Genomic DNA, 24,147 nt, shown 5'->3' on the forward strand with positions numbered 1-24,147 from the left:
GGTCTAAACTATGCCTTCTTTCGATATTGTTTCTGAATTAGAGTTATTTGAAGTTAACCACGCTGTACAAAACACCCAAAAAGAGATTGCAACACGTTTTGACTTCCGTGGTCATGATGTTTCTATCGAATTAAATGAAAAAAATAAAGAGATAAAAATCAGTACAGAAAGTGATTTCCAGTGTGAACAAGTTTATAACATGTTAGAAAATCACTTTTATAAACGTAAAATTGATGTGCAAGCGCTTGACCCACAGAAAGCAACAGCATCAGGCAAAAATTTTGTACAAGTGATTAAACTAAAAGATGGCCTTGACTCTGATACAGCAAAAAAAATTAATAAAGCCATTAAAGAAAGTGGCATCAAAGTGCAATCATCTATTCAAGGCGACAAAATCCGTGTAACTGATAAAAAGCGTGACACTTTACAACAAGTGATGGCTTTTTTACGTGAACAACAATTTGGTCTGCCATTACAATTTAATAACTTTAAAGATTAATGTCTTAGCATGACATTCCCAATTAAGGTAATCCCATGTCTCAATCCAATCGTCTATTAAAACTGGTAAAAGCAACTTCAAAATTCCCTAAAGGTATTCGGAGTACGCTTTGGAGTAAGGCATTTGGCCGCATTGTGCCAATGGTGGGTACAGCAAACATTCGCTATCTGGAAGTAGATGTAAACCATGTGACGGTTCGCTTAGAGAATCAAAAAAATATGCAGAACCATATTAAAGGTGTCCATGCTGCGGCTATGGCGCTTTTGGCAGAAACTGCAACAGGTTTTCTAACGGGTTTACATATTCCAGATAACCGTATTTTATTAATCAAATCATTACATGTTGATTATTTAAAAGTGGTTGAAGGTGGTTTAACAGCAACAGCGACTCTCTCTACCGAACAGCAAAAATATATTGCTGATCATGAGAAAGGTGAACTTGTTATTCCAGTTACGGTCATTGATGATGCAGGTAATGAACCGATTCAATGCCAAATGTTATGGGCATGGTTACCTAAACGTAAGAAATAAAGATATAAAAAAGCCCAAATTCAAATTTGGGCTTTTTTATTACGATTCTTGAGAGGCAAGAAATTTCTGTTTCGCTTCCTCAGGAATCTGACGTTTGTTGCCTTTTACATCTACTGCAACAAAGGTAAAGACCCCTTCAGTAATACGAATTGGGGCACGAGAGTCATCATGGCTATCCCAAACTTCAATTTGCATTTGAATAGAGGTATTACCCACTTTTAAGATTTTGGTATAGCAGCTAATAACAAAGCCTACTTTTACCGGAACCAAAAAGGTCATCTGATTAATGGAAATCGTAGCACAGCGACCACGACTAAAACGCTCCGCGTGAATTGCTCCAGCCAAGTCCATTTGTGACACGATCCACCCACCAAACACATCACCACTCCAGTTTGTATCTGCTGGCATGGCAATCGTTTGTAAGGATAAAATTCCTTCTGGTTTGGTATAAGCTTCTGACACCTTAGCTCCCGAAATTCGTTTGAAGTTGTTGATCTAGCCACTGTTGCAATTCAGGCGCGCGTAATGCGCCGCTCATTCGAGCAACTTCTGTGGTTTTATTCATTAATACAAGGGTAGGAATACTTCTCACATTAAATGCTTGGCTTAAGCGAGGAGACTCTTCGGTATTAATCTTGGCAAAAATGACACGTGGATTTTGTTTTGCAACTTGTGCAAAATGTGGCGCCATCATTTTACAAGGTCCGCACCATTCTGCCCATAAATCTATCAAAATAGGCAGATCACTATTTGTGATGTAGTTGCTAAAGTTTTGTTCATTTAACTCAATTGGCTCAAGCGGGAGTAATGGCTGATGACATTGTCCACAACTCGGTTGAGCGGTAAGTTTTTCCTCTGGTACTCTATTTTTTGCACCGCACGATGCACATACAATAATCATTTACATCACTCCTATATGCTGATGTAAAAATTCTAATTGGGTCGTCACTGCTTTTTCAAACCATGAACCGTGATAGATATCAAAATGTTTCATATCCCATTCATGATAACTCACAAAAGGAGCAATATTAGTCGCAGCTTCACGACTAGACTCAATTGGAATCAAAGAATCATGCTGAGCCGCAATAAATAAAACTGGAATATTAATTTGACGTACAAGTTGAATTGGGCGATAACGCATCAAATTAAAAAACACCCGTGCCGGGACTTCTCCACTCCAGTAATAATCCGGATTCACAATCGATAAATAACCATAATAGCTATCTGCTGTTGGCATAAAGCACAATTTATATTGATCTACAACAGGCAACCTTTTAGGGTTAAGGCCCATTTTTGAACCCATATAATCTTGGCTCGACAACTTTAAAGCTTGGGGATAACGCTGTAATGGGTATAATTTTGCTGTTTCCGCACCATCAACATATGGAATTTGTACCATAATGGCCTGAATATTCTTTAATTCAGAAGCTAGGCTTAAAGCATATCCCCCACTTAAGGATGTTCCCCACAATACAATTCTTCGATTATCTATAAATTTACACGTAGAAGCATATTGAATCATGGTCTTCCAGTCTTCTAGTTGAGAGTTGATAGAAATCATCTCTCGGGGCTTACCTGTACTTCCACCCCAATATCGGTAATCAAATAAAATAACCGCATAGCCAGCTTGAGCAAAACGCTGGGCATATTGGATGAGTTTGAATTGACGCAATCCGGCAAAACCATGTGCCATGATAATTACCGCAGATTTATTATTTGTTTTTGGAATATAAAAGTCAGCTGCGATCATTTCCTGATCACATGGAACATATAAAGGCTCAACCGTATAAGCGTGCATATGTGCTCCGTGGCATTATGGTCGAAGTAATGAATTTACAAAAAACATCCTGATCGCCTTTTAAAAATCTAGAGCTGTTCTTTTACATAAATTTTATCTATGTAGGAACAACGTTTTAGTGTCTTGTATCTCAGGTTAAGCTTAATGCTATGATACAGCATAAGAGGTTTTATTAAATTTTGGAGTGACGAAATGTCAGAGAATGTTGGTTTCGCAGGTCAAATTGGCCCAGAACATGTGGGTCAAGTTGTAGAAAAAGGCTTTAAATCTATTATTAATAACCGTCCTGACATGGAAGGTGGTCCAGAACAACCAACCAGTGCTCAAATTGAAGAAGCAGCACGCCAAGCTGGTCTAGATTATGTTTATCAGCCTGTTGTAGCTGGCCAAATTACTGAACTTGATGTTCGTACTTTTGCAAATCACTATAATGAACTTCCAAAACCGGTTCTCATGTTCTGCCGTACTGGAAACCGTTCAAACAATCTTTATCAATTAGCCAAACAAATGGATTTGTTAGACGATTAAATAAATTCATAAGCTCTATTTTTATTTAAAGATAGAGCTTTTATTTAATAAAAAAATATATACAACTGCATCAATTCAACAGATATACAAACAGTCTTCAGCTAAAGTTGTTAAATCACTTTTTATTTACTTAGTTATTTTATGAATAAATTGATTTTGTTATTAGTAAGCTGCCTTATTCTCAGCGCGTGTTCATCTATGCAAGTACGCCCTACTGTCGGGGTAAGTATGGGAACAAGCATTTAATTAAATTTTCTTGATGTAAATATCCTGAGCAAGCTCATGAAATATATGTTATTTTGTAAAACTAAAAATTATTTTAAATAACTTATCATTTTAATGGGGATAATGATGAAACTTACTCAAGGGGTATGTGGGCTTACTTTAGCTGTTTTCTTATCAGCTTGTGGTGGAGGTGGTGATGGCTACTATAATCAAAACTCAGACTCGGGTTCAACGACAACACCAACTACACCTTCAACCGATCAAGAACTTGCCAATTCTGTTTTAAATAGTGTAAAGCAAGAAGGAAAATATTTATTTGGTGCATATGATCTTAATAATGAAAGCTTATCAAAAGGTTATATCGATCATGCATTAGATACTTTTGCACAAGGCCCGCTCAAGTTAACTTTAGATATTAGAAAAGTGGACCTTACTAAATATACTGATCATTATCGTGAAAAATGTTTTATTAATAGTACTACAGATTATCGCGCTTGCTACGTATTTAAAGGTGAAGAAATTAAATCCTTACTTACAGGTTATAATGATTGGGATTTTGATATTACAGCAGATGATTTAAAGAATATTAAGCTTGCTTCTGATAATATTTCTCCAAATTTACAGGAATATCAATCTAATACCAGAATTTATATTTTTGAGAATGAAAATAAGGATAAAAACTTCCAGGATGTGACTATTACTGGAGCCTTTGCATATCCATTCCAACAGTCATGGGGACTTCAACAAACTAAACAAAAAAGATTTGTCTTAATTAACTCAACCACAAGCGATTATAAAATTACTACAACTACCATGGTCCAAGATCCACAGACAGGCCAGCCAACTGAAAAAGAAGTTACCACAGGCGCAATGAGCGTATATAAAGATAATACCTCAACTGATGGTGATCTCTATGTAATCCAAGGTGGTTCTGGTTTCAATGTACTTATCAATGATAATCCTAATGTTCCTTTCGCAGAACCAATATCATTTGTTGTAAACTCAACTCCTGGCAATACGAATAACGCAATATATAGAGTGAGATTAGGTAAGAATCAAGTATTAAGCTTACCAAATATTACTGGTATTGAAGGAAGTAGAGTTGAGAATGAGACCCCAACGACGAATCTACAGAAGTTTAATGGTAGTATTTATTTAGAAGGAAAAAATATTTTTACTTTTAAACAAGATTTGAATGGAAGTACTTTAGACTTTAAACATGTAATTAATGGCGTAAGTATTGAAGGTCAATCTACTAATCAAAATGGAGTTGTTTCAACTATCTTAAAATCACCATTCGCGCAAAAATTTACATTTTAAGTCAAAATAAGCAAAACAAACCCTCTGCTTAGGAGGGTTTTTCTATATATTCTATATGACTATCTCTAAAAAACAGCCCATTAAGAATGTTCGATCTTATTATCATTGGCGCGGGTACGGCTGGTATTAGCGCTTATAAAGAAGCAGTAAAATACACTAATAATCTTTTAATTATAAATGATGGCCCTTGGGATACTACTTGCGCACGTGTAGGGTGTATGCCAAGTAAAGTCTTAATCTCTACTGCAAACCGTATGCATGATATACAAAATGCCCAAGAGGTTGGGCTGAGTGCTTCAGCAGATATTAATACTGATCAGGTTATGGAGCATGTGAGAACCTTACGTGATCGTTTTACTAAGGCCACAGTAAAAGATGTCGAACAATGGCCCACTGAACATAAAATTTCGGGTAAAGCTCATTTTATTGATGCAAAAACTATTGAAGTAAATGGTAAACGGTATCAGTCAAAAAGTTTTATTTTAGCAGTAGGCTCTACACCTAATTATGATCAAACTTGGAAACAAGAATTAGATGATCGTCTTATTACTACAGATCAAATATTTGAATTAAACACCCTACCCAAGTCTATCGCTATTATTGGAAGTGGAGTAATTGCCCTAGAAATTGCCCAAGCCATGCATCATTTGGGTGTAGAAACCACTATATTTGCTCGTAGTAAAAGAATTGGGATATTTACTAGTCCTAAGCTACAACAACTCGCTCAAGAAGAACTGAGTAAAGAGTTAAATTTCTTATTTGAGACATTGCCTCATGAGGTTAAATCTACTTCTGATGGTGTTATATTGAATTATAAAATTAATGAAAAAGAGGAGTCTATCCAGACTGAGTACGTGTTATCTGCAACAGGTCGTTCGAGCTTACTTGACACGCTAAAGTTAGAAAATATTGATAAGTCTTTTGAAGATATTAAATTACTACCTGTAAATGCAAAAACTAAACAACTAGATAACTATCCAATTTTTATTGCTGGTGATGCATACACTTCTACCCCTTTACAACATGAAGCTGCCCATGAAGGTAAAAAAGTTGTTCATAACTGTTTGAATTATCCACAGCTTAATTCAGTTAAAACTCTTCCTCCCTTAGGAATTGTATTTAGCCATCCAGAAATGGCAATTGTGGGACAAAGTTATAAACAACTTAAAGATGATGGAGTAGACTTTGTTACAGGTGAAGCATCTTATGAAAGACAAGGAAGAGCTATCGTACTCGGGAAAAATAAGGGTGCTATTGAAGTTTATATAGAGCGAGAAAGTCAGAAATTGCTTGGTGCAGAGTTATTTACCGAAGCTACAGAACATATGGCTCATCTATTAAGCTGGATTATTGGAGAAGAGCTAACTTTAAATGATATTTTAGAGAAACCTTTTTATCATCCAACACTAGAAGAAGGCCTGCGTACTGCTCTTAAACATGCTCGCAGGCAGTTGAAATAATTATTATTAAAAGAGAGCTTTCTTGCAAAGTTAGCTCTTTATACTTCAAGAAGCCTTCTTCTGTTGAGTGCTACATTATTTTTGCTTGATTGAGGCTAAGTTTGTTCAGTTAGATAATACACAGTTTATTTTTATTACCTAGCCACTTTTATCCCTTTCCCATATAAAAAAACACCCCAACCTCTTTTGAGATTGGGGTGTTTAGAATAATGAGCTGGCGATGACTTACTCTCACATGGGTAATCCCACACTACCATCAGCGCTAAGAGGTTTCACTTCTGAGTTCGGGAAGGGATCAGGTGGTTCACTCTTGCTATGGTCGCCAGCACAACTGTTTATGGATACTTGCTTGGGTCTTATTTGATGCCGAAGCGTTTTCCAAATCTGTAACAGACTGGGCTGATTGAATCTTACTTTATCTGTTCATTTTAGCTAGAGGTATAACTAAATCAAGTTGTCTTGCATATTTAAGAATCGATTGATGCTTCATATACAACTGCTTGGGTGTTGTATAGTCAAGCCTCACGAGCAATTAGTATTGGTCAGCTTCACATATCACTATGCTTCCACATCCAACCTATCAACGTCCTAGTCTCGAACGGCTCTTTAGAGGACATAAAGTCCTAGGGAAATCTTATCTTGAGGTAGGCTTCCCGCTTAGATGCTTTCAGCGGTTATCCCTTCCGAACATAGCTACCCGGCGATGCGACTGGCGTCACAACCGGTACACCAGAGGTTCGTCCACTCTGGTCCTCTCGTACTAGGAGCAGATCCTCTCAAATTTCCAGCGCCCACGGTAGATAGGGACCGAACTGTCTCACGACGTTCTAAACCCAGCTCGCGTACCTCTTTAAATGGCGAACAGCCATACCCTTGGGACCTGCTTCAGCCCCAGGATGAGATGAGCCGACATCGAGGTGCCAAACACCGCCGTCGATATGAACTCTTGGGCGGTATCAGCCTGTTATCCCCAGAGTACCTTTTATCCGTTGAGCGATGGCCCTTCCATACAGAACCACCGGATCACTAAGACCTACTTTCGTACCTGCTCGACTTGTGGGTCTCGCAGTTAAGCGCGCTTTTGCCTTTATACTCTACGCGTGATTTCCGACCACGCTGAGCGCACCTTCGTACTCCTCCGTTACTCTTTAGGAGGAGACCGCCCCAGTCAAACTACCCACCAGACACGGTCCTCGTCCCGGATCACGGGACAGAGTTAGAACCTCAACATTACCAGGGTGGTATTTCAAGGACGGCTCCACTGGAACTAGCGTTCCAGCTTCAAAGCCTCCCACCTATCCTACACAAGTAAGGTCAAAGTTCAGTGTCAAGCTGCAGTAAAGGTTCACGGGGTCTTTCCGTCTAGCCGCGGGTACACTGCATCTTCACAGCGATTTCGATTTCACTGAGCCTCTGCTGGAGACAGCGCCGCCATCATTATGCCATTCGTGCAGGTCGGAACTTACCCGACAAGGAATTTCGCTACCTTAGGACCGTTATAGTTACGGCCGCCGTTTACTGGGGCTTCGATCAAGAGCTTCGCTTACGCTAACCCCATCAATTAACCTTCCAGCACCGGGCAGGCATCACACCCTATACGTCCACTTTCGTGTTTGCAGAGTGCTATGTTTTTAATAAACAGTTGCAGCGGCCTGGTTTCTGCGGCTGTCGTCAGCTCAGGAAGCGAGTTCCATCACCAACAACAGCGTACCTTCTCCCGAAGTTACGGTACCATTTTGCCTAGTTCCTTCAGCAGAGTTCTCTCAAGCGCCTTGGTCTACTCGACCTGACCACCTGTGTCGGTTTCGGGTACGATTCCTGTGTAACTGAAGCTTAGAGACTTTTCCTGGAAGCATGGCATCAACCACTTCGCTGTACAAGTACAGCTTGCTATCAGATCTCAGCATAGAGTACCCCGGATTTGCCTAAGATACATGCCTACATCCTTTCACCTGGACAACCAACGCCAGGCTGATTTAGCCTTCTCCGTCCTCTCATCGCATTACACAGAAGTAATGGAATATTAACCATTTTCCCATCGACTACGCCTTTCGGCCTCGCCTTAGGGGTCGACTCACCCAGCCCCGATTAACGTTGGACTGGAACCCTTGGTCTTTCGGCGAACGGGTTTTTCACCCGTTTTGTCGTTACTCACGTCAGCATTCGCACTTCTGATACCTCCAGCATGCTTCTCAACACACCTTCATCGGCTTACAGAACGCTCCCCTACCACGTATACAAAGTATACATCCGCAGCTTCGGCACATAGTTTTAGCCCCGTTACATCTTCCGCGCAGGCCGACTCGACTAGTGAGCTATTACGCTTTCTTTAAAGGGTGGCTGCTTCTAAGCCAACCTCCTAGCTGTCTATGCCTTCCCACATCGTTTCCCACTTAACTATGATTTTGGGGCCTTAGCTGGCGGTCTGGATTGTTTTCCTCTTGACTACGGACGTTAGCACCCGCAGTCTGTCTCCCGGATAGTACTCATAGGTATTCGGAGTTTGCATCGGTTTGGTAAGTCGGGATGACCCCCTAGCCGAAACAGTGCTCTACCCCCTATGGTATTCGTCCGAGGCGCTACCTAAATAGCTTTCGGGGAGAACCAGCTATCACCAGGCTTGATTAGCCTTTCACCCCTATCCACAAGTCATCCCCTGGCTTTTCAACGACAGTGGGTTCGGTCCTCCAGTTAGTGTTACCCAACCTTCAACCTGCTCATGGATAGATCGCCTGGTTTCGGGTCTATACCCAGCAACTAAACGCCCTATTAAGACTCGATTTCTCTACGGCTCCCCTATACGGTTAACCTCGCTACTGAATATAAGTCGCTGACCCATTATACAAAAGGTACGCAGTCACACCACAAAGGTGCTCCCACTGCTTGTATGCATGCGGTTTCAGGATCTATTTCACTCCCCTCACAGGGGTTCTTTTCGCCTTTCCCTCACGGTACTGGTTCACTATCGGTCAGTCAGGAGTATTTAGCCTTGGAGGATGGTCCCCCCATATTCAGACAAGGTTTCACGTGCCTCGCCCTACTCGTCATCATTATGTGTGCCCTTTCGTGTACGGGAATATCACCCTCTACGTTCGCACTTCCCAGAGCGTTCCACTAAAACACACATAACTTAATGGGCTGATCCCCGTTCGCTCGCCGCTACTGAGGGAATCTCAATTGATTTCTTTTCCTAAGGGTACTGAGATGTTTCACTTCCCCTCGTTCGCCTTGCAACACTATGTATTCATGTTGCAATACCTACCTTAAAGTAGGTGGGTTCCCCCATTCAGACATCTCCGGATCAAAGGATATTTGCCGCCTCCCCGGAGCTTTTCGCAGGCTATCACGTCTTTCATCGCCTCTGACTGCCAAGGCATCCACCACATGCACTTAATTACTTGACTATACAACCCCAAACAGTCGATGTTACCTACAAGTTAGTAACTTCAACATTTCAGTTTAGAGCACTGTGCACTTAAGCACTGTACAGCTTCAATCTAAATTCACATACCAAAACGCTTGATTCAGTTAATTTGCTAGTTCTCAATTCATCTAGATTAATTGCTTAACCTAAACTCTTGAGTGAACAATTTATTTCAGACTCAATTTTGCCAATCTGTTAATGAGTTAATGTGTCTTCGTCAGATCACACTAATTACCGTGATAATGAAATCACAGAAGTTAATAAACCAAGATCTCAATCTTTATTTACTAATTTCTGTAATCCGAACTTATCTTAAGTTCTGGTGGAGACTAGGAGAGTCGAACTCCTGACCTCCTGCGTGCAAAGCAGGCGCTCTACCAACTAAGCTAAGTCCCCAGCTTACATCATCAATCATGTATCTTTTATCTATAACTTCAACCAGTCAAAGTCATGGTGGGTCTGACAAGACTTGAACTTGTGACCCCACGCTTATCAAGCGTGTGCTCTAACCAACTGAGCTACAGACCCTCAGATACATCTATGAAGAACAACTTGTTGTGGATTCTTACCAATCGTCAATCTTTCGTTAAGGAGGTGATCCAGCCGCAGGTTCCCCTACGGCTACCTTGTTACGACTTCACCCCAGTCATCGGCCACACCGTGGTAACCGCCCTCTTTGCAGTTAGGCTAGCTACTTCTGGTGCAACAAACTCCCATGGTGTGACGGGCGGTGTGTACAAGGCCCGGGAACGTATTCACCGCGGCATTCTGATCCGCGATTACTAGCGATTCCGACTTCATGGAGTCGAGTTGCAGACTCCAATCCGGACTACGATCGGCTTTTTGAGATTAGCATCACATCGCTGTGTAGCAACCCTTTGTACCGACCATTGTAGCACGTGTGTAGCCCTGGCCGTAAGGGCCATGATGACTTGACGTCGTCCCCGCCTTCCTCCAGTTTGTCACTGGCAGTATCCTTAAAGTTCCCATCCGAAATGCTGGCAAGTAAGGAAAAGGGTTGCGCTCGTTGCGGGACTTAACCCAACATCTCACGACACGAGCTGACGACAGCCATGCAGCACCTGTATCTAGATTCCCGAAGGCACCAATCCATCTCTGGAAAGTTTCTAGTATGTCAAGGCCAGGTAAGGTTCTTCGCGTTGCATCGAATTAAACCACATGCTCCACCGCTTGTGCGGGCCCCCGTCAATTCATTTGAGTTTTAGTCTTGCGACCGTACTCCCCAGGCGGTCTACTTATCGCGTTAGCTGCGCCACTAAAGCCTCAAAGGCCCCAACGGCTAGTAGACATCGTTTACGGCATGGACTACCAGGGTATCTAATCCTGTTTGCTCCCCATGCTTTCGTACCTCAGCGTCAGTATTAGGCCAGATGGCTGCCTTCGCCATCGGTATTCCTCCAGATCTCTACGCATTTCACCGCTACACCTGGAATTCTACCATCCTCTCCCATACTCTAGCTCACCAGTATCGAATGCAATTCCCAAGTTAAGCTCGGGGATTTCACATCCGACTTAATAAGCCGCCTACGCACGCTTTACGCCCAGTAAATCCGATTAACGCTCGCACCCTCTGTATTACCGCGGCTGCTGGCACAGAGTTAGCCGGTGCTTATTCTGCGAGTAACGTCCACTATCTCTAGGTATTAACTAAAGTAGCCTCCTCCTCGCTTAAAGTGCTTTACAACCATAAGGCCTTCTTCACACACGCGGCATGGCTGGATCAGGGTTCCCCCCATTGTCCAATATTCCCCACTGCTGCCTCCCGTAGGAGTCTGGGCCGTGTCTCAGTCCCAGTGTGGCGGATCATCCTCTCAGACCCGCTACAGATCGTCGCCTTGGTAGGCCTTTACCCCACCAACTAGCTAATCCGACTTAGGCTCATCTATTAGCGCAAGGTCCGAAGATCCCCTGCTTTCTCCCGTAGGACGTATGCGGTATTAGCATCCCTTTCGAGATGTTGTCCCCCACTAATAGGCAGATTCCTAAGCATTACTCACCCGTCCGCCGCTAGGTCCGGTAGCAAGCTACCTTCCCCCGCTCGACTTGCATGTGTTAAGCCTGCCGCCAGCGTTCAATCTGAGCCATGATCAAACTCTTCAGTTAAAATCATTTTGCACCTTATTTATAGACAAGGTGCCAATTCTGGCTCATCAATTACTGACTTAAATTTCGCTCAAATAAACTTCGAGTAATTTAAACCAATCAATCAATGAAAATTATTTCGATTAATCAATCAGTAAAAATCCACACAAGTTGTTCTTCAATTCTCTTAATGATCTTCTTACTGGTTCGTCACCAGCAAGCTAGGTCGGCTATATTACTCTTAATCTCTTAAAAGTCAACAGGTAATTTCGATATTTTTAAAACTCATTCTCTAAACCAACTTACCATCAAATTCATCACTTAAAGCAACCAATCTAATCACAAGTAACTGTTTTTCAACAAGTTTCTATCTGCATCACCGCCGATGGATGTGCATTATAGACCATCTCTTTCCCTTTGCAACCCCTTTTTCTAGCATTTCATATCAAGCGTACATTTTTTAGGCTTTTCACTCGATATTAGATGAGATATTAAACTTTTTTTAGTTATTCAACTTCATGTAGAATAGATTATTCGTGCAATTGATTTGGCATTAACTCACCATGTGGCACTCCGCTAAGAAAGTATTATTTTGCATACTTGTAGTGTTTGCTACGAGTGGGCCTGCTTATGCCAATTCAAAACATAACTTTTATGTGCTTACTTTATCTATTTTAAGTTATAGCAAGTGGGAGAATGTCAGCACGCCTACTCTTTGTGTAATTGATAATGCATCAATTACTTCTACCTTCCAGTCTTATATTCAACAATTATCTTATAACTATCGTGTACAAACTGTTAATGCTAAAGATTTTTCTAAATCGCATTGCCAGGCTGTTTATTTCTCTACCACACCACCTCAGCAGCAGCAAAACTTAATTCAGAATTATCCATATCGTTCTTTGCTTTCTTTAAGTATTAATAATCCAGAATGTGAAGTTGGTAGTATCTTTTGTTTATATAATCAAAATAATTACACCACTTTTAAAGTTAACTTAGATGCATTAAGCCATTCCAAGGTCCATATTGATCCAAGGGTTTTACTCTTGGCTAAGAACGCGGAGTAAGGATTATGATATCTAAGTTGTATCAATCCACTTCGCTACATGCACTTTTTAGAAAGTCTCAATTTACGATCTTTGCTATAACTTTCTTTATTTGCTCTTTTACATTTGTATCAATTTCCGTTTTTACGATGGAAACTTATGCAAAACAAAATTTGCAATTACTTAGCCATACTCTTCTTGAGCGTATTCAGCCTGCCGTTGTGTTTAACGATAAGATCACGATCGAACAAATCTTAAATGAATACACAAATGATCACTCTATTCGAGCAATTCATATTTATGACTCTGAACATCACCTGATTGCTCAAAGTTTTAAGTTGTCGAGTCAAACTTCGGTGTTAGAGAAATGGTTTGATCACTGGTTTTTAAATGAGCCGGTACATTTGACGATTTATCATCATCAACAGAATGTAGGTGAACTCACCCTTTTTGGTAGTTCTGAAAAAATATTGCAATTTTTAAAGATGATTATGGTCGGCCTTGCTATTGCGATGCTATTTATTGTTTGTGCATTGTGGTGGTCAGTGAATTTGACTTATCGTCAAATTATGCAAGCGATTTATCCACTCACAAATATTGCTCAAATCGTGAGTGAACAAAAAGCTTATAACCTTCGTTTTCCTTATAACCGAATTAAAGAGTTTCAAGATCTAAATACAGTTTTTAATGAGTTACTTGAAGAAATTCAGATTTGGGATAATCAGCTGCAAAAGGAAAATCGTAAATTATCGTTTCAAGCTCATCATGACCAGCTGACCCTATTACCGAATAGACATTATTTTTATCAAATACTATTAGATATGTTTGAAGATAAGGATTTTGATAATAAGTCAGCCTTATTGTTTATAGATAACAATAACTTCAAATCAATTAATGATCAGTTCGGACATTTAGCTGGTGATGAGGTTTTAAAAGAGAGGGCGAAAAGGTTACAAACGCGTTTACGTCATCAAGATTTTATTGCCCGTTTAGGCGGTGATGAATTTGCGGTTATTTTGCATTCCATTACGCATGCCGATCATTTAATATCTATTGCTGAAAATTTACTCGAAAGCTGTAAAGAACCTTTGCATCTAAATGATCAAACGATTTATTTCAGTTTTAGTGTAGGGATTGCTTTATCCCAATTTGCGTCTAGTCCAGAAGATTTTATTATGCAAGCAGATCAAGCGATGTATAAGGCTAAGACTTCTGAGCAACATTGGTTTATTTATAAACCAGAGAATTAAATTTAGGCTAATTTATGAATACAAGATCTTTGAAACTCTCCTTTATTGCATTGCTGTGCATTGCGCTTGCAGGCTGCTTGAGTTTTGGTCCTTTGAAATATCGTCAAGTAAAAATGCTAAAAAAAGAGGGGTTTGTACTTACTAATGAAGGCTGGACTCTAGGTTTACCGGAACGCTTATTATTTGATTTTAATGACGCAACATTAAAACAAAGTCATGAAGCAGAGCTTACACGTTTAGCAAATCAATTAAATAAATATGATTTGAATAAATTAAAAATCGTTGGTCACACTGACGATGTAGGTAATCCTGAATACAACCAAAAGTTATCTGAAGAACGTGCGCAAAGTGTTGCGAACCTTTTCTTGACTCACGGTTTTAAAAAGGAAAATATTTACGTTATTGGACGTGGTTCAACTCAACCGTATGTACCGAATACAACCAATGAAAATCGGGCAATTAATCGTCGTGTTGCTATCGTAATTATTCCTTAAATTTTTCATTATAAAAAAGCCAATCCTTTGTGATTGGCTTTTTTGTTTTATACAAGTTCAATAATATCAATAGTAGGCGGTACACGAAATCTTAATGGTATTCCAACCATACCTGTTCCTACGGTAACAAATACATCGGCGTGTTCATGCGAATAGAAACCACGTTTATGGCCTAAAATTGATACTTTTTTCATAATATAGTTGGTTACCCACGGAAGTTCGACCTGCCCTCCATGTGTATGACCTGACAACATTAAAGGGCGATTAGGTAATTTAGGGACCATATCTACCGTATCGGGGTTATGGGAAAGAATTAACCATGGTTTATCTTGAGGTAAGTCTGGCATTGAACGCATATCGGTTTTCCCTGCCCATAAGTCACCAATCCCGATTAAACGAAACTCATCAAACTCAACAATTTTTCCTTCAATATCCATTACATCATTGAAGTGAAGTGCATCTTTTAATAATTGTTGAATAGGCGGACCCGGATATTGCTCGTCATGGTTCCCGGGAACTGAATAAACTGGAGCTTTAATATCTTTAAGTACACTCAGTTCCTGTACTAGCTTATCTTCTGGCTCATAAGTCCAATCTCCTGCCACAACTACTAAGTCTGGCTGTTGTTCATTGAGCTTTTTCACAATGATTTTGAGTTGACGTTCATGCCCAGAGAATAGGCCTATATGTAAGTCTGCAATTAAAGCGACTTTTACAGGTTTAGCAAAACGGCGATCTGGATTTAAACGATATTGGTGAACATCGACACGTACCATATGTGGCTCTATAAAACGTGCGTAAATGAGAATACCGCTTAATAAAAAGATAAAAATGGTTTCATGAATTGAGTAATAACCTATCCAACCGGCATATAAATTAAAGAACCAAAGTGGAATAAGAAGATAAGATAGATAAAAAGCAAGTAAGTGAACAAAAGCTTTAAATGGATGAATCGTTTCAGTACGTGATTGATGAACCCAGGCTTCAATAATTCCCCAGAGAGCAAGTATTGAAAAAATAAGGTAAAAACAAAAGATGATTGAATTTGGGTTCCACATTACGATTCTCGACTTATCTTATATTGATTGCTAGTGATCAAATTCAATATTTATCTTTCAATATGCACGAATTATACTCTAGCTCACCTTATCGTATGTATTGATTATGGCACAATCCTTTCATTCCAAACAGCTTCAAACTCATCAACTGGCTAAAGGCTTTTTGATTAAAGCTTCTATAGTCGTATGTTCAAGTTTCGCTGTGGCTTTGACAGGTTGTAGCACATTACCCAAACATAGCCCTGAACCAATCCAGTACGCACGAGATATCGATACATCTCAAACTTCTCTTTCAAAAATTATTACGCCTTTACGTGAAAAAAATCCGAATTTAACGGGTTATCATCTTTTAAATGATCCCTTAGAAGCACTCGCGGCTCGCTTAAGGCTGATTGATAAAGCCGAAAAGACTTTAGATTTACAGTACTATATTTGGGATAACGATAAAGTCGGTGCTTTAGCTTTACATGCCATTATTCGTGCTGCTGATCGGGGTGTTAAAGTACGTTTATTAATTGACGACAATAATGCTAAAAAGATGGAAGGCGTGTTACTCGCACTTTCTCAACATAAAAATATTGAAGTTAAATTATTTAACCCATACCGTTTCCGCAAATATCGCGCGATGGATATGATTTTAGACTTAAAACGTATCAATCATCGTATGCATAACAAGAGCTTTATTGCTGATAATCAGGTTGCGCTTATTGGTGGGCGCAATATGACAAATCAGTATTACAACGTCAGCGACAGTTATCAGTTTTCTGATGTCGATGTCATGTTGGTTGGAGCTGCCGTTGATGATATCGTGAATTCTTTTGATGACTACTGGAATCATGAATATGCATATTCAGTCCAAAGTATCGTCAGTGCTCAACAACACCGTTTGCGCTATGAAAGCTTAAAACAACAACTTGATGCTCATTATCAACAAGCCACCGTTCAGAACTTCCTTGACTTAACCTCTAGATCACATGCTTTTGATAAATGGTTAGACCGTAATATTAAATTTGATTGGGTTAAAGCAGAGGTTGTGAAAGACTCACCTGATAAAATTAGATCAAAAGCGAAAAAAGAAGAACATTTAAATTTCCAATTGATTAACCATTTAGAAAAACCAGAAAGCAATGTTGACCTGATTTCAGCTTATTTTATTCCAGAAAAGCAAGGTGCTAAAATTTTAAGTACGCTTGCTAAAGAAGGTGTAGAAGTTCGAGTTTTAACAAACTCATTCAAAGCAAATGACGTAGCTGTTGTTCATGCGTTTTATGGAAAATATCGTAAAGAACTTTTGAAAAACGGCGTTCAACTTTATGAGTTTTTACCAACTCCAGATAAACGCGATTTAAATAAAAATACGGATGAGTTGGCAACCAAAGCGAAAGTAAACATGAAAGGTTTAAGCCGCTCAAGTTTACACACCAAACTTATGGCATTAGATGAACAGGTTTTTATCGGTTCATTTAACTTTGACCCACGTTCGGCGTATTTAAATACTGAAATTGGCGTAATTTTAGATAGTCCATCACTGGCCAAAACAATTCATCATACGATGGATGAAAACTTAAACAAATATGCTTATAAATTAAAGCTCGACCCAAACAATCATATTTACTGGCAACAAGAAACTTCAAAAGGCCCTGTAATTTATAAAAAAGAACCAGAAATGAAATGGTGGCAAAAGGCAGGCATGAAACTGCTATCATGGCTGCCACTCGAAGGTTTTATGTAATTAACTTTTTGGCTTAAGTACTTTTTTATGTAATTGAGCCAATCCTTCAACCATTTTTTCTTGTACTTCTTGAGTCAAACTTTTTACATCATGGCCTTCTACCGAAATAGGAGGAAGTGTAAGTAAATGGGCTGTTACTTTCGGCATTTCTAGCACACGTTGAATATGCTCAACGAATGACATCTCACCAATAAATGGTGCAACGGTATCTAACTCACCATGACGGTTTACGTAACAGATTAAACATACCTGTACCGGACGCTGAGCTTCGATAGCAGCTCCGAGTAAACGACCATGAACCCGCTTAACAGAATGGCCATCTGTAGTAGTCGCTTCAGGGAAAAATAAAACCGGAATATTTTGCTTTAAAAATTCGGTAATTTGCTCTCGAATTTTAATGGAGTCACCTGATCCACGTTTAATAAATAAGGTGCCCCCACCTTTCGCCAAATTGCCAAGAATAGGCCACTTTTCTATCTCGGCTTTAGCTAAGAAGAAGACACGTGCACCTGAACCTAAAACGGCGATATCAAGCCAAGAAATATGGTTACTCACCCATAAAGCGGGCTCTCTAGGGATTGTGCCATGTACTTGAACTTCAAGATTAAATACTTGGCATAAACGACGACAGAAATATTGAACATATCGAGTGTTAACAGGGTTATTTGGATCTTTATAAAGTCCATGACGATAAACTAAGTAAAAACCTTCACTGATTGCCGCAGTCGCTGAAGTAACTTTTTTTCCGTATAAACCTATTTTTGAAAATTTCTTTAACGTTGAATTCACTATACTTTGCGTTTGAGTCATAAAATTTCACTAACGATCAATCATTGTTATACCCATCTCGAGCCATTCTATACGTTTCGGAATAAACTTGCATCGCTGTGTGATAGACACAAATAAAAATAAAATGCGCTGTAGTTAATCTAAAGAATAAGAGTAAACCCTTTCCCCTTTTGCCCAAGTTTCCTCTAGAATAAAGTTTTACCTTATTCAGGATTTATAGCCACGTGGAATATGTTGATCGGCATCAAGGCGGTGAACGCACAATATTAGTGAGTGTGTCTGTACAATTATTAGATGATCTGGATGCCGAAGAATTTGCTCTACTTGCACAGTCAGCTGGTGCAGATATTCTTGAGCACATTAAAGTTCAACGTAATAAACCGGACCCTAAGTTTTTTATTGGTTCAGGTAAAGTTGATGAGATTGCAGAACAAGTTCAGGACTTAGAAGCAAGTCTTGTTATTTTTGATCATGCATTAACCCCTGCCCAAGAGCGTAATTTAGAAAAGATTTTAAAATGCCGCGTTATTGACCGCACCGGTCTCATCTTAGATATTTTTGCCCAGCGCGCGCGGACCCATGAAGGTAAATTACAAGTTGAACTTGCTCAGTTAAAACATTTATCAACCCGTTTAATCCGTGGTTGGTCTGCTGATTTTGAACAACAAAAAGGTGGTATTGGTTTACGCGGTCCCGGTGAATCACAACTCGAAACAGACCGTCGTCTCATTCGTGTTCGTATTACCCAGTTAAAAGATAAGTTAGAGAAAGTCCATCAAACCCGTATGCAAGGACGAGCTGCAAGACAAAAAGCTTCGATCCCAACTGTTTCATTAGTCGGTTATACCAACGCGGGTAAATCAACCTTATTTAATATTTTAGCGAAAAGTGATGTGTATGCAGCCGACCAACTATTTGCAACACTTGATCCAACCTTACGCCGTCTAGAATGGGATGGAATTGGTACGGTGGTTCTAGCAGATACAGTAGGGTTCGTACGAAACTTACAACATGATTTGGTCGAATCATTTAAAGCAACTTTAGAAGAAACGCTTGAAGCTACCCTGCTTTTACATGTCATCGATAGCAGTAGTCATGACATGCTTGACCAGATTGAAGCAGTTGAAGGTGTATTGAAGGAAATTGGCGCGGATGCACCCGTACTTCGTGTTTATAACAAAATTGATTTGAGTGGCGAAGAGGCAAAAATTATTTATTCAGAGCCCCATGTTCCAGATCGTGTTTATGTATCTGCACACTCAGGGTTAGGTCTAGATTTACTTCGCCAAGCCGTACAAGAATGTCTAATGGGACAACTTCAACACTTCTCATTGGTACTTAAACCTGCTTATGGCAAATTGCGTACTCAACTTTATGCTTTAAATGTCATTCAATCTGAGCATTATGACGATGAAGGGCTATTACATATTGATATACGAATTGCACCTCATAAGCTTGAGCAGTTAATTCGCCAAGCCAAACTCCCTATAGATGAGATATTAGGTGAACGCGCAAGTCAGTTTAAAAGACCACTGGAAGAGTTTGAAATCAAGCACTAGATCAGTTAAAACTTGATAAGTAAACTTTTAGAGATAAAAAATATGGATAAGATCAAAAGTATAGACTGGGCAGCATGGGTAGGAACCTTACTACTTATTATCGGTTTTCGCGAAGGCTCAGTCGTCGTTATGCGTGCTTTTGGTCATCCAGAGTTAGGCAATCTGGTAGGTTTAATTAGTTTACTTATCGTTTTACTGATTTGGCGTAAATTTAAGAAAATCCCGCTAAGACTTGTCGATACTAACAATAAAGTCATGAAAGAAAGTGGTTTTGCTTTTTTACCCATTTGTGCAGGCTCCTTAATTATGCTGGTGCATATGGGTAAAGAAATTCCGCTATTTCTTTTTGTTTTGGTAGTGAGCACCCTTATACCCTTGTGGGTCTATGCAAAAATGGCAAAACATTGGTTATAAGGAGAATAAAATGTTTATGATTCTTTATGGATTTTTGATCACTTTAGTTGGCTATCTTTGTGCAAAACCATTAAACCGCCGCTTTCCTCAAGTTCCTCTTTTAGTTTTCGGCATGTTCATTGTCATTGGGCTATTGTCAATTTTGAAAGTTCCCTATGAAGAATATCGACTTTACGTAAATGATTTATTCAGCCATTTATTAGGCTATGTCACGGTTGCTTTAGCTATACCTTTGGCTGCAATGCGTTATGACGATTTACCTCTTAAATCGGTGATTGGTATTTTATGCTTTGCCAGCATTAGTGCCGTTGCTTTACCAATGGGCCTTGCTTACCTATTGCATATGTCTGAGCCGACTATTTTGGCTTTTGCTACACGTGCAGTAACCACCCCAATTGCTTTAAACATCGCGACCTTATTACATGCTCCAGAGACATTAGTCACTCTCATTGTGATTTTATCCGGAGTTATTGGTGCAGCATTTTCACCATTTTTACTTAAGCATATACACGATGAAAGAGCATCAGGTTTAGCTCTAGGCTTAGCTGCACATGCAATTGGAACTGCCCAAGCTTGGCAACGTGGACCTGTAGCAGGTCGTTATGCGGCATTTGGTATGGCATTAAACGGTGTATTTACTGCTATTTGGCTACCAACCTTCATGTTATCTTTTGGAATACACTGATTAAAAAGTAGTTTAAATAAACATTGAACCCGTTATTAATTACAAATAAGATGGACCTTTCAAATCTAAAAGGATTTTTTGATTATGGGGAAATTTTTTGTTGGAGCTTTGCTCCTAGTGGGAATAAATACAGCTACTTTTGCAGCTGATATTACAGGTCTTTGGCAAACGATTGATGATAAAACAGGTACACCTAAAGCACATGTAGAAATACGGAAAGAGGCAAATGGTACTTATGCAGGTAAAATCGTAAAAATTACACCGCGCCCAGGTTATACGCCAAAAGAAATTTGTGATAACTGTCCTGCGCCTTATACCAATAAGCCTATTTTAGGCTTAGATATCGCAACCGGGCTCAAGCAAACTGATAATTCAACCTATACAGGTGGAAAAATTCTAGACCCAAATACGGGTAAAGTTTACGGATTAAAAGCAAAACTCAGTGCAAATGGTAAACGTCTACACATGCGCGGTTACCTTGGGGTATCTGCTTTAGGTCGTAATCAGATCTGGATTCGCCTAGAATAAATATCTTAAAAATAAAAAAGCCGTTTCAGCGGCTTTTTTTTATTACATAACAGGATTGCTCACAGAAAAAGCTTGTTGATCTTCAAGACGATAAGCAATTAAGTTTTTACCCCATACACAACCACCATCAACATTTTGGATGTGCTCACTAATAGTTCTACCCTCTAGAGCAGCCCAATGTCCAAAAAATATTTGATGGGTTTGTGCAGCCTTACTTGGAAATTCAAACCACGGTAAATAACCTTCTGGCATTGGTGCATCTAAAGTATCTTTAAAACTAAACTCCAAAGCCCCTTCTGCATTAGTTAAACGCATACGAGTTAAGTAATTGGTAATACAACGTAAACGTTCATTACCTGTCAAATCATCTGTCCAAAGATCGGGTTTTGAACCATACATTTCAGCTAAAAATGCATCTAGCACAGATAAATCATCATGCGCCAATACAGCCTCAACTTCTTTTGCCAATGCAGCAGTTTTTTGTGCATCCCAAATACAAGGTACACCTGCGTGCGTCAGTATTGTTTGCTCATTTGGAAATAAACATAACGGCTGTTTACGTAACCAATCGATAAGATCATCACCATCCACGGCGTCAATAACATCCCGCGTGCGATCTTTTTCTTTAATTTCCTTAAGACCGCGAGCACCGGCAATCAGGGTTAAATCATGATTACCTAATACAGTAGCAGCAGCCCCTCGATCAGCTAGTTTTTTAATAAAACGTAGAGCACCTACAGAGTTTTCACCACGTGCAACCAAGTCACCAGCAAACCAGATAAAATCTTGATCAGGGTCAAAACGTATTTCTTTTAATAGCGCTTTAAGTGCCTCAAAACAACCTTGCACATCTCCAATTACATAGTTATAGCGCTTAGTCATTTATGCCACCATTTGATCTGCCAAAGCCACAAACTCTGCAAGAGTTAAAGTTTCTGGACGAGCCATTGGGTCGACTCCTGCTTTCTCGAAACCATCCTCTGCCAACATGCCTTTAAGACTGTTTCTTAGCGTTTTACGGCGCTGAGTAAAGACGTGGGCAACCAAGCGAGCTAAAGCTTTTTCATCTTTCGCCGTAATTGGTTTTTGTTCGTAAGGAACCAAGCGAAATACTGCACTTGTCACTTTTGGTGGCGGGTTAAATGCGCCTGCTGGAACTTCAAATAAAAAGGTAGGCTGACAATAATATTGGATCATGACTGATAAACGGCCATATTCTTTTGTATTCGGTTCAGCAGTAATACGTTCTACCACTTCTTTTTGCAACATGAAGTGCATGTCTTTAACTTGGCTACCAAATTCCAAGAGATGAAAAAGTAATGGTGTAGAAATGTTATAAGGCAAATTGCCGACAACGCGTAATGGACGCCCATCTTTTACAAGCTGACTAAAATCATATTTTAATGCATCAGCTTCTACGATAGTTAAACGTTCTGGATGTGGCACGCGTTCAGGTAAGCCAGCAGCTAAATCACGGTCTAATTCAACTACAGTTAATGCATCACATTCTCCAATTAGAGGAGAAGTTAAAGCAGCTAAACCTGGACCAATTTCGACGATATTATCACCCGTACGCGGATTGACTGAGCGTACAATTTTGGCAATGACTCGTTGATCATGTAAGAAGTTTTGACCAAAACGTTTACGAGCTTTATGCCCTTCATCTTTCGGGTTTAGGGCATTAATTTGATACATAGAACATTTCCAACATGAAAAATTTAACTCGCTGCCAAAGATAAAGCTAAATCGACAGCGACATTTAAACTTGAGCTTTTTGCCAATCCTGTCCCAGCTAAAGACAGAGCAGTACCATGATCGACCGAAGTCCGAATAAATGGTAAGCCCAATGTGATATTGATTGCTTCACCAAAACCCTGTGATTTTAACACAGGTAAGCCTTGATCATGGTACATCGCAAGAACAGCGTCAGCATTTTTAAGATGTTCGGGCGTAAATAAAGTATCAGCTGGCAAACTTAAACTTAATTTAACTCCCTGTGATCGGTAGCTTTCAAGTACCGGATTGATCGTATCAATCTCTTCACGTCCCAAATAACCATCTTCGCCTGCATGAGGATTTAACCCACATACTAAGACTCGAGGATCATTAATTTTAAACTTGGTTTTTAAGTCGTGAAGTAAAATATCAATCACTTGATGCAAGCGTTCTTTGGTAATTGCATCCGCGACATCTTTTAATGGTAAATGAGTGGTCGCCAGAGCCACCCGCAACGTTTTCGTTGCCAGCATCATAACAACACGCTCTACGCCTGCAAATTCTTGATAATATTCAGTATGTCCACTAAATAAAATCCCTGCATCATTAATCACCGACTTTTGAACAGGAGCAGTGGTTACACCGACGCTCTTACCAGACATAGCATAATCAGCTGAGCGACGTAATTGCTCTAATACATAAGCGGCATTAGCAGCATTAAGCTGTCCATCAACGACTATAGTTTCTAGGGGTACATGTTCTATATAAAGCTCGCCTTGCAAAGACGATTCAGCTTGTCCGCTATACTCTAAAAATTTAATGTCTAGACCAAGCTTTTGAGCGCGTTGTTGTACTAGATTTCGATCAGCCAAAACCACAACAGGACGTTCATCAACCCGTTTTGCCAGACTTAAACAAATATCTGGACCAATACCGGCAGGTTCACCGGAAGTGACATATAAAGGCAGCACAATCACCCCCGACACATC

Annotated in this window: 21 protein-coding genes, 2 tRNA genes and 3 rRNA genes; 13 read left to right on the plus strand and 13 right to left on the minus strand. The window is 39.8% G+C overall.

The genetic code is table 11. The features are described 5' to 3' along the window. Positions 1-10 precede the first annotated feature (10 nt). Positions 11-499, plus strand: coding sequence for a YajQ family cyclic di-GMP-binding protein (locus GO593_RS03640; protein WP_001138893.1), 489 nt, complete (start codon positions 11-13; stop codon positions 497-499). Between the two features lie 35 nt (positions 500-534). Continuing rightward, positions 535-1,029: a DUF4442 domain-containing protein gene (locus GO593_RS03645; RefSeq protein ID WP_000083571.1), complete on the plus strand. Its 495-nt coding sequence runs from the start codon at positions 535-537 to the stop codon at positions 1,027-1,029. Between the two features lie 39 nt (positions 1,030-1,068). Here GO593_RS03645 and GO593_RS03650 read toward each other — a convergent pair whose 3' ends face one another. From GO593_RS03650 to GO593_RS03660, 3 genes are read right to left on the minus strand one after another with little or no spacing between them, the layout of a single operon-like run. Further along, positions 1,069-1,491, minus strand: a complete 423-nt coding sequence (locus GO593_RS03650; protein ID WP_001287657.1) for an acyl-CoA thioesterase — start codon at positions 1,489-1,491, stop codon at positions 1,069-1,071. A 1-nt stretch (position 1,492) separates the two neighbouring features. Continuing rightward, complete coding sequence (trxC, locus tag GO593_RS03655; protein WP_000587652.1) at positions 1,493-1,930, minus strand: thioredoxin TrxC; 438 nt, start codon at positions 1,928-1,930, stop codon at positions 1,493-1,495. Beyond that, a complete protein-coding gene (locus GO593_RS03660) occupies positions 1,931-2,827 on the minus strand; it encodes an alpha/beta hydrolase (protein WP_000543478.1) in 897 nt (298 codons plus the stop codon). A gap of 192 nt (positions 2,828-3,019) precedes the next feature. Here GO593_RS03660 and GO593_RS03665 point away from each other — a divergent pair, with 192 nt between their 5' ends. The 3 genes from GO593_RS03665 to GO593_RS03675 all read left to right on the plus strand — a co-directional run bounded on the left by GO593_RS03665 (position 3,020) and on the right by GO593_RS03675 (position 6,360). Continuing rightward, positions 3,020-3,355 (plus strand): protein tyrosine phosphatase family protein, encoded by a 336-nt coding sequence (locus GO593_RS03665; RefSeq protein WP_001293924.1) that lies wholly within the window; start codon positions 3,020-3,022, stop codon positions 3,353-3,355. Positions 3,356-3,706: 351 nt separating this feature from the next. Next, positions 3,707-4,900 (plus strand): hypothetical protein, encoded by a 1,194-nt coding sequence (locus GO593_RS03670; protein WP_000779311.1) that lies wholly within the window; start codon positions 3,707-3,709, stop codon positions 4,898-4,900. 86 nt (positions 4,901-4,986) lie between these two features. Then, a complete protein-coding gene (locus GO593_RS03675) occupies positions 4,987-6,360 on the plus strand; it encodes a dihydrolipoyl dehydrogenase (protein ID WP_000459898.1) in 1,374 nt (457 codons plus the stop codon). Between the two features lie 212 nt (positions 6,361-6,572). On the opposite strand, the gene rrf is transcribed toward GO593_RS03675, so the two are convergent. The 5 genes from rrf to GO593_RS03700 form a co-directional block, all read right to left on the minus strand. After that, positions 6,573-6,687, minus strand: a 5S ribosomal RNA gene (rrf, locus tag GO593_RS03680). Positions 6,688-6,871: 184 nt separating this feature from the next. Then, positions 6,872-9,764: ribosomal RNA gene (locus tag GO593_RS03685) — 23S ribosomal RNA — on the minus strand. A gap of 340 nt (positions 9,765-10,104) precedes the next feature. After that, a tRNA-Ala gene (locus tag GO593_RS03690) sits at positions 10,105-10,180 on the minus strand. A 55-nt stretch (positions 10,181-10,235) separates the two neighbouring features. Continuing rightward, a tRNA-Ile gene (locus tag GO593_RS03695) sits at positions 10,236-10,312 on the minus strand. Positions 10,313-10,371: 59 nt separating this feature from the next. Continuing rightward, positions 10,372-11,908: ribosomal RNA gene (locus tag GO593_RS03700) — 16S ribosomal RNA — on the minus strand. The 16S, 23S and 5S rRNA genes sit together here with 2 tRNA genes alongside, the layout of an rRNA operon. A gap of 542 nt (positions 11,909-12,450) precedes the next feature. Between GO593_RS03700 and GO593_RS03705 the strand changes: the two genes are divergently transcribed. The 3 genes from GO593_RS03705 to GO593_RS03715 are packed head-to-tail and all read left to right on the plus strand — an operon-like array spanning position 12,451 to position 14,677. Beyond that, complete coding sequence (locus GO593_RS03705; RefSeq protein WP_001985194.1) at positions 12,451-12,954, plus strand: YfiR family protein; 504 nt, start codon at positions 12,451-12,453, stop codon at positions 12,952-12,954. Between the two features lie 5 nt (positions 12,955-12,959). Further along, a complete protein-coding gene (locus GO593_RS03710) occupies positions 12,960-14,183 on the plus strand; it encodes a diguanylate cyclase domain-containing protein (protein ID WP_001985195.1) in 1,224 nt (407 codons plus the stop codon). Between the two features lie 14 nt (positions 14,184-14,197). Next, positions 14,198-14,677 carry an OmpA family protein gene (locus tag GO593_RS03715; protein ID WP_001097560.1) on the plus strand — a complete coding sequence of 160 codons (480 nt, stop codon included), beginning with the start codon at positions 14,198-14,200 and terminating at the stop codon, positions 14,675-14,677. Between the two features lie 47 nt (positions 14,678-14,724). Here the strand turns inward: GO593_RS03715 and GO593_RS03720 are convergent, their stop codons facing one another. Beyond that, complete coding sequence (locus GO593_RS03720) at positions 14,725-15,735, minus strand: metallophosphoesterase (protein ID WP_000267334.1); 1,011 nt, start codon at positions 15,733-15,735, stop codon at positions 14,725-14,727. Positions 15,736-15,841: 106 nt separating this feature from the next. Here GO593_RS03720 and GO593_RS03725 point away from each other — a divergent pair, with 106 nt between their 5' ends. Continuing rightward, the gene (locus GO593_RS03725; RefSeq protein ID WP_000079181.1) at positions 15,842-17,467 is read left to right on the plus strand and encodes a phospholipase D family protein; all 1,626 of its coding nucleotides are present in this window, start codon (positions 15,842-15,844) and stop codon (positions 17,465-17,467) included. Here the strand turns inward: GO593_RS03725 and GO593_RS03730 are convergent, their stop codons facing one another. Further along, positions 17,468-18,277: a lysophospholipid acyltransferase family protein gene (locus GO593_RS03730; RefSeq protein WP_000195147.1), complete on the minus strand. Its 810-nt coding sequence runs from the start codon at positions 18,275-18,277 to the stop codon at positions 17,468-17,470. Positions 18,278-18,480: 203 nt separating this feature from the next. On the opposite strand from GO593_RS03730, the gene hflX reads away from it, so the two are divergent. The 4 genes from hflX (at position 18,481) to GO593_RS03750 (ending at position 21,442) form a co-directional block, all read left to right on the plus strand. Next, positions 18,481-19,815 (plus strand): ribosome rescue GTPase HflX, encoded by a 1,335-nt coding sequence (hflX, locus tag GO593_RS03735; protein WP_000456884.1) that lies wholly within the window; start codon positions 18,481-18,483, stop codon positions 19,813-19,815. A gap of 42 nt (positions 19,816-19,857) precedes the next feature. Further along, on the plus strand, positions 19,858-20,229 hold the full coding sequence (locus GO593_RS03740) for a hypothetical protein (protein ID WP_000357904.1): 372 nt from the start codon (positions 19,858-19,860) through the stop codon (positions 20,227-20,229). 10 nt (positions 20,230-20,239) lie between these two features. After that, entirely contained in the window at positions 20,240-20,914 is a 675-nt protein-coding gene (locus tag GO593_RS03745) for an LrgB family protein (protein ID WP_000480818.1), read from the plus strand. An 84-nt stretch (positions 20,915-20,998) separates the two neighbouring features. After that, the gene (locus GO593_RS03750; protein WP_000514366.1) at positions 20,999-21,442 is read left to right on the plus strand and encodes a DUF2147 domain-containing protein; all 444 of its coding nucleotides are present in this window, start codon (positions 20,999-21,001) and stop codon (positions 21,440-21,442) included. 42 nt (positions 21,443-21,484) lie between these two features. Here GO593_RS03750 and GO593_RS03755 read toward each other — a convergent pair whose 3' ends face one another. Genes GO593_RS03755 through pdxA form a run of 3 tightly spaced genes read right to left on the minus strand, consistent with a single transcriptional unit; the run spans position 21,485 to position 24,144 of the window. Continuing rightward, positions 21,485-22,324 (minus strand): symmetrical bis(5'-nucleosyl)-tetraphosphatase, encoded by an 840-nt coding sequence (locus tag GO593_RS03755; RefSeq protein ID WP_000167246.1) that lies wholly within the window; start codon positions 22,322-22,324, stop codon positions 21,485-21,487. Next, on the minus strand, positions 22,325-23,137 hold the full coding sequence (rsmA, locus tag GO593_RS03760; RefSeq protein ID WP_000284347.1) for a 16S rRNA (adenine(1518)-N(6)/adenine(1519)-N(6))-dimethyltransferase RsmA: 813 nt from the start codon (positions 23,135-23,137) through the stop codon (positions 22,325-22,327). 23 nt (positions 23,138-23,160) lie between these two features. Then, positions 23,161-24,144, minus strand: coding sequence for a 4-hydroxythreonine-4-phosphate dehydrogenase PdxA (gene pdxA, locus GO593_RS03765; protein ID WP_000017237.1), 984 nt, complete (start codon positions 24,142-24,144; stop codon positions 23,161-23,163). Positions 24,145-24,147: the final 3 nt, after the last annotated feature.

The organism is Acinetobacter baumannii, assembly GCF_009759685.1.
GTDB lineage: Bacteria > Pseudomonadota > Gammaproteobacteria > Pseudomonadales > Moraxellaceae > Acinetobacter > Acinetobacter baumannii.

Bases quoted from the DNA above. Each gene is read 5' to 3' on its own strand.
- GO593_RS03705 (WP_001985194.1), top strand. From the start codon at position 12,451: ATGTGGCACTCCGCTAAGAAAGTATTATTTTGCATACTTGTAGTGTTT.
- GO593_RS03715 (WP_001097560.1), top strand. From the start codon at position 14,198: ATGAATACAAGATCTTTGAAACTCTCCTTTATTGCATTGCTGTGCATT.
- GO593_RS03660 (WP_000543478.1), bottom strand. From the start codon at position 2,827: ATGCACGCTTATACGGTTGAGCCTTTATATGTTCCATGTGATCAGGAA.
- GO593_RS03665 (WP_001293924.1), top strand. From the start codon at position 3,020: ATGTCAGAGAATGTTGGTTTCGCAGGTCAAATTGGCCCAGAACATGTG.
- GO593_RS03750 (WP_000514366.1), top strand. From the start codon at position 20,999: ATGGGGAAATTTTTTGTTGGAGCTTTGCTCCTAGTGGGAATAAATACA.
- GO593_RS03755 (WP_000167246.1), bottom strand. From the start codon at position 22,324: ATGACTAAGCGCTATAACTATGTAATTGGAGATGTGCAAGGTTGTTTT.
- GO593_RS03745 (WP_000480818.1), top strand. From the start codon at position 20,240: ATGTTTATGATTCTTTATGGATTTTTGATCACTTTAGTTGGCTATCTT.
- GO593_RS03710 (WP_001985195.1), top strand. From the start codon at position 12,960: ATGATATCTAAGTTGTATCAATCCACTTCGCTACATGCACTTTTTAGA.
- GO593_RS03740 (WP_000357904.1), top strand. From the start codon at position 19,858: ATGGATAAGATCAAAAGTATAGACTGGGCAGCATGGGTAGGAACCTTA.
- GO593_RS03720 (WP_000267334.1), bottom strand. From the start codon at position 15,735: ATGTGGAACCCAAATTCAATCATCTTTTGTTTTTACCTTATTTTTTCA.
- GO593_RS03725 (WP_000079181.1), top strand. From the start codon at position 15,842: ATGGCACAATCCTTTCATTCCAAACAGCTTCAAACTCATCAACTGGCT.
- GO593_RS03640 (WP_001138893.1), top strand. From the start codon at position 11: ATGCCTTCTTTCGATATTGTTTCTGAATTAGAGTTATTTGAAGTTAAC.
- GO593_RS03675 (WP_000459898.1), top strand. From the start codon at position 4,987: ATGTTCGATCTTATTATCATTGGCGCGGGTACGGCTGGTATTAGCGCT.
- rsmA (WP_000284347.1), bottom strand. From the start codon at position 23,137: ATGTATCAAATTAATGCCCTAAACCCGAAAGATGAAGGGCATAAAGCT.
- GO593_RS03645 (WP_000083571.1), top strand. From the start codon at position 535: ATGTCTCAATCCAATCGTCTATTAAAACTGGTAAAAGCAACTTCAAAA.
- GO593_RS03730 (WP_000195147.1), bottom strand. From the start codon at position 18,277: ATGACTCAAACGCAAAGTATAGTGAATTCAACGTTAAAGAAATTTTCA.
- trxC (WP_000587652.1), bottom strand. From the start codon at position 1,930: ATGATTATTGTATGTGCATCGTGCGGTGCAAAAAATAGAGTACCAGAG.
- GO593_RS03670 (WP_000779311.1), top strand. From the start codon at position 3,707: ATGAAACTTACTCAAGGGGTATGTGGGCTTACTTTAGCTGTTTTCTTA.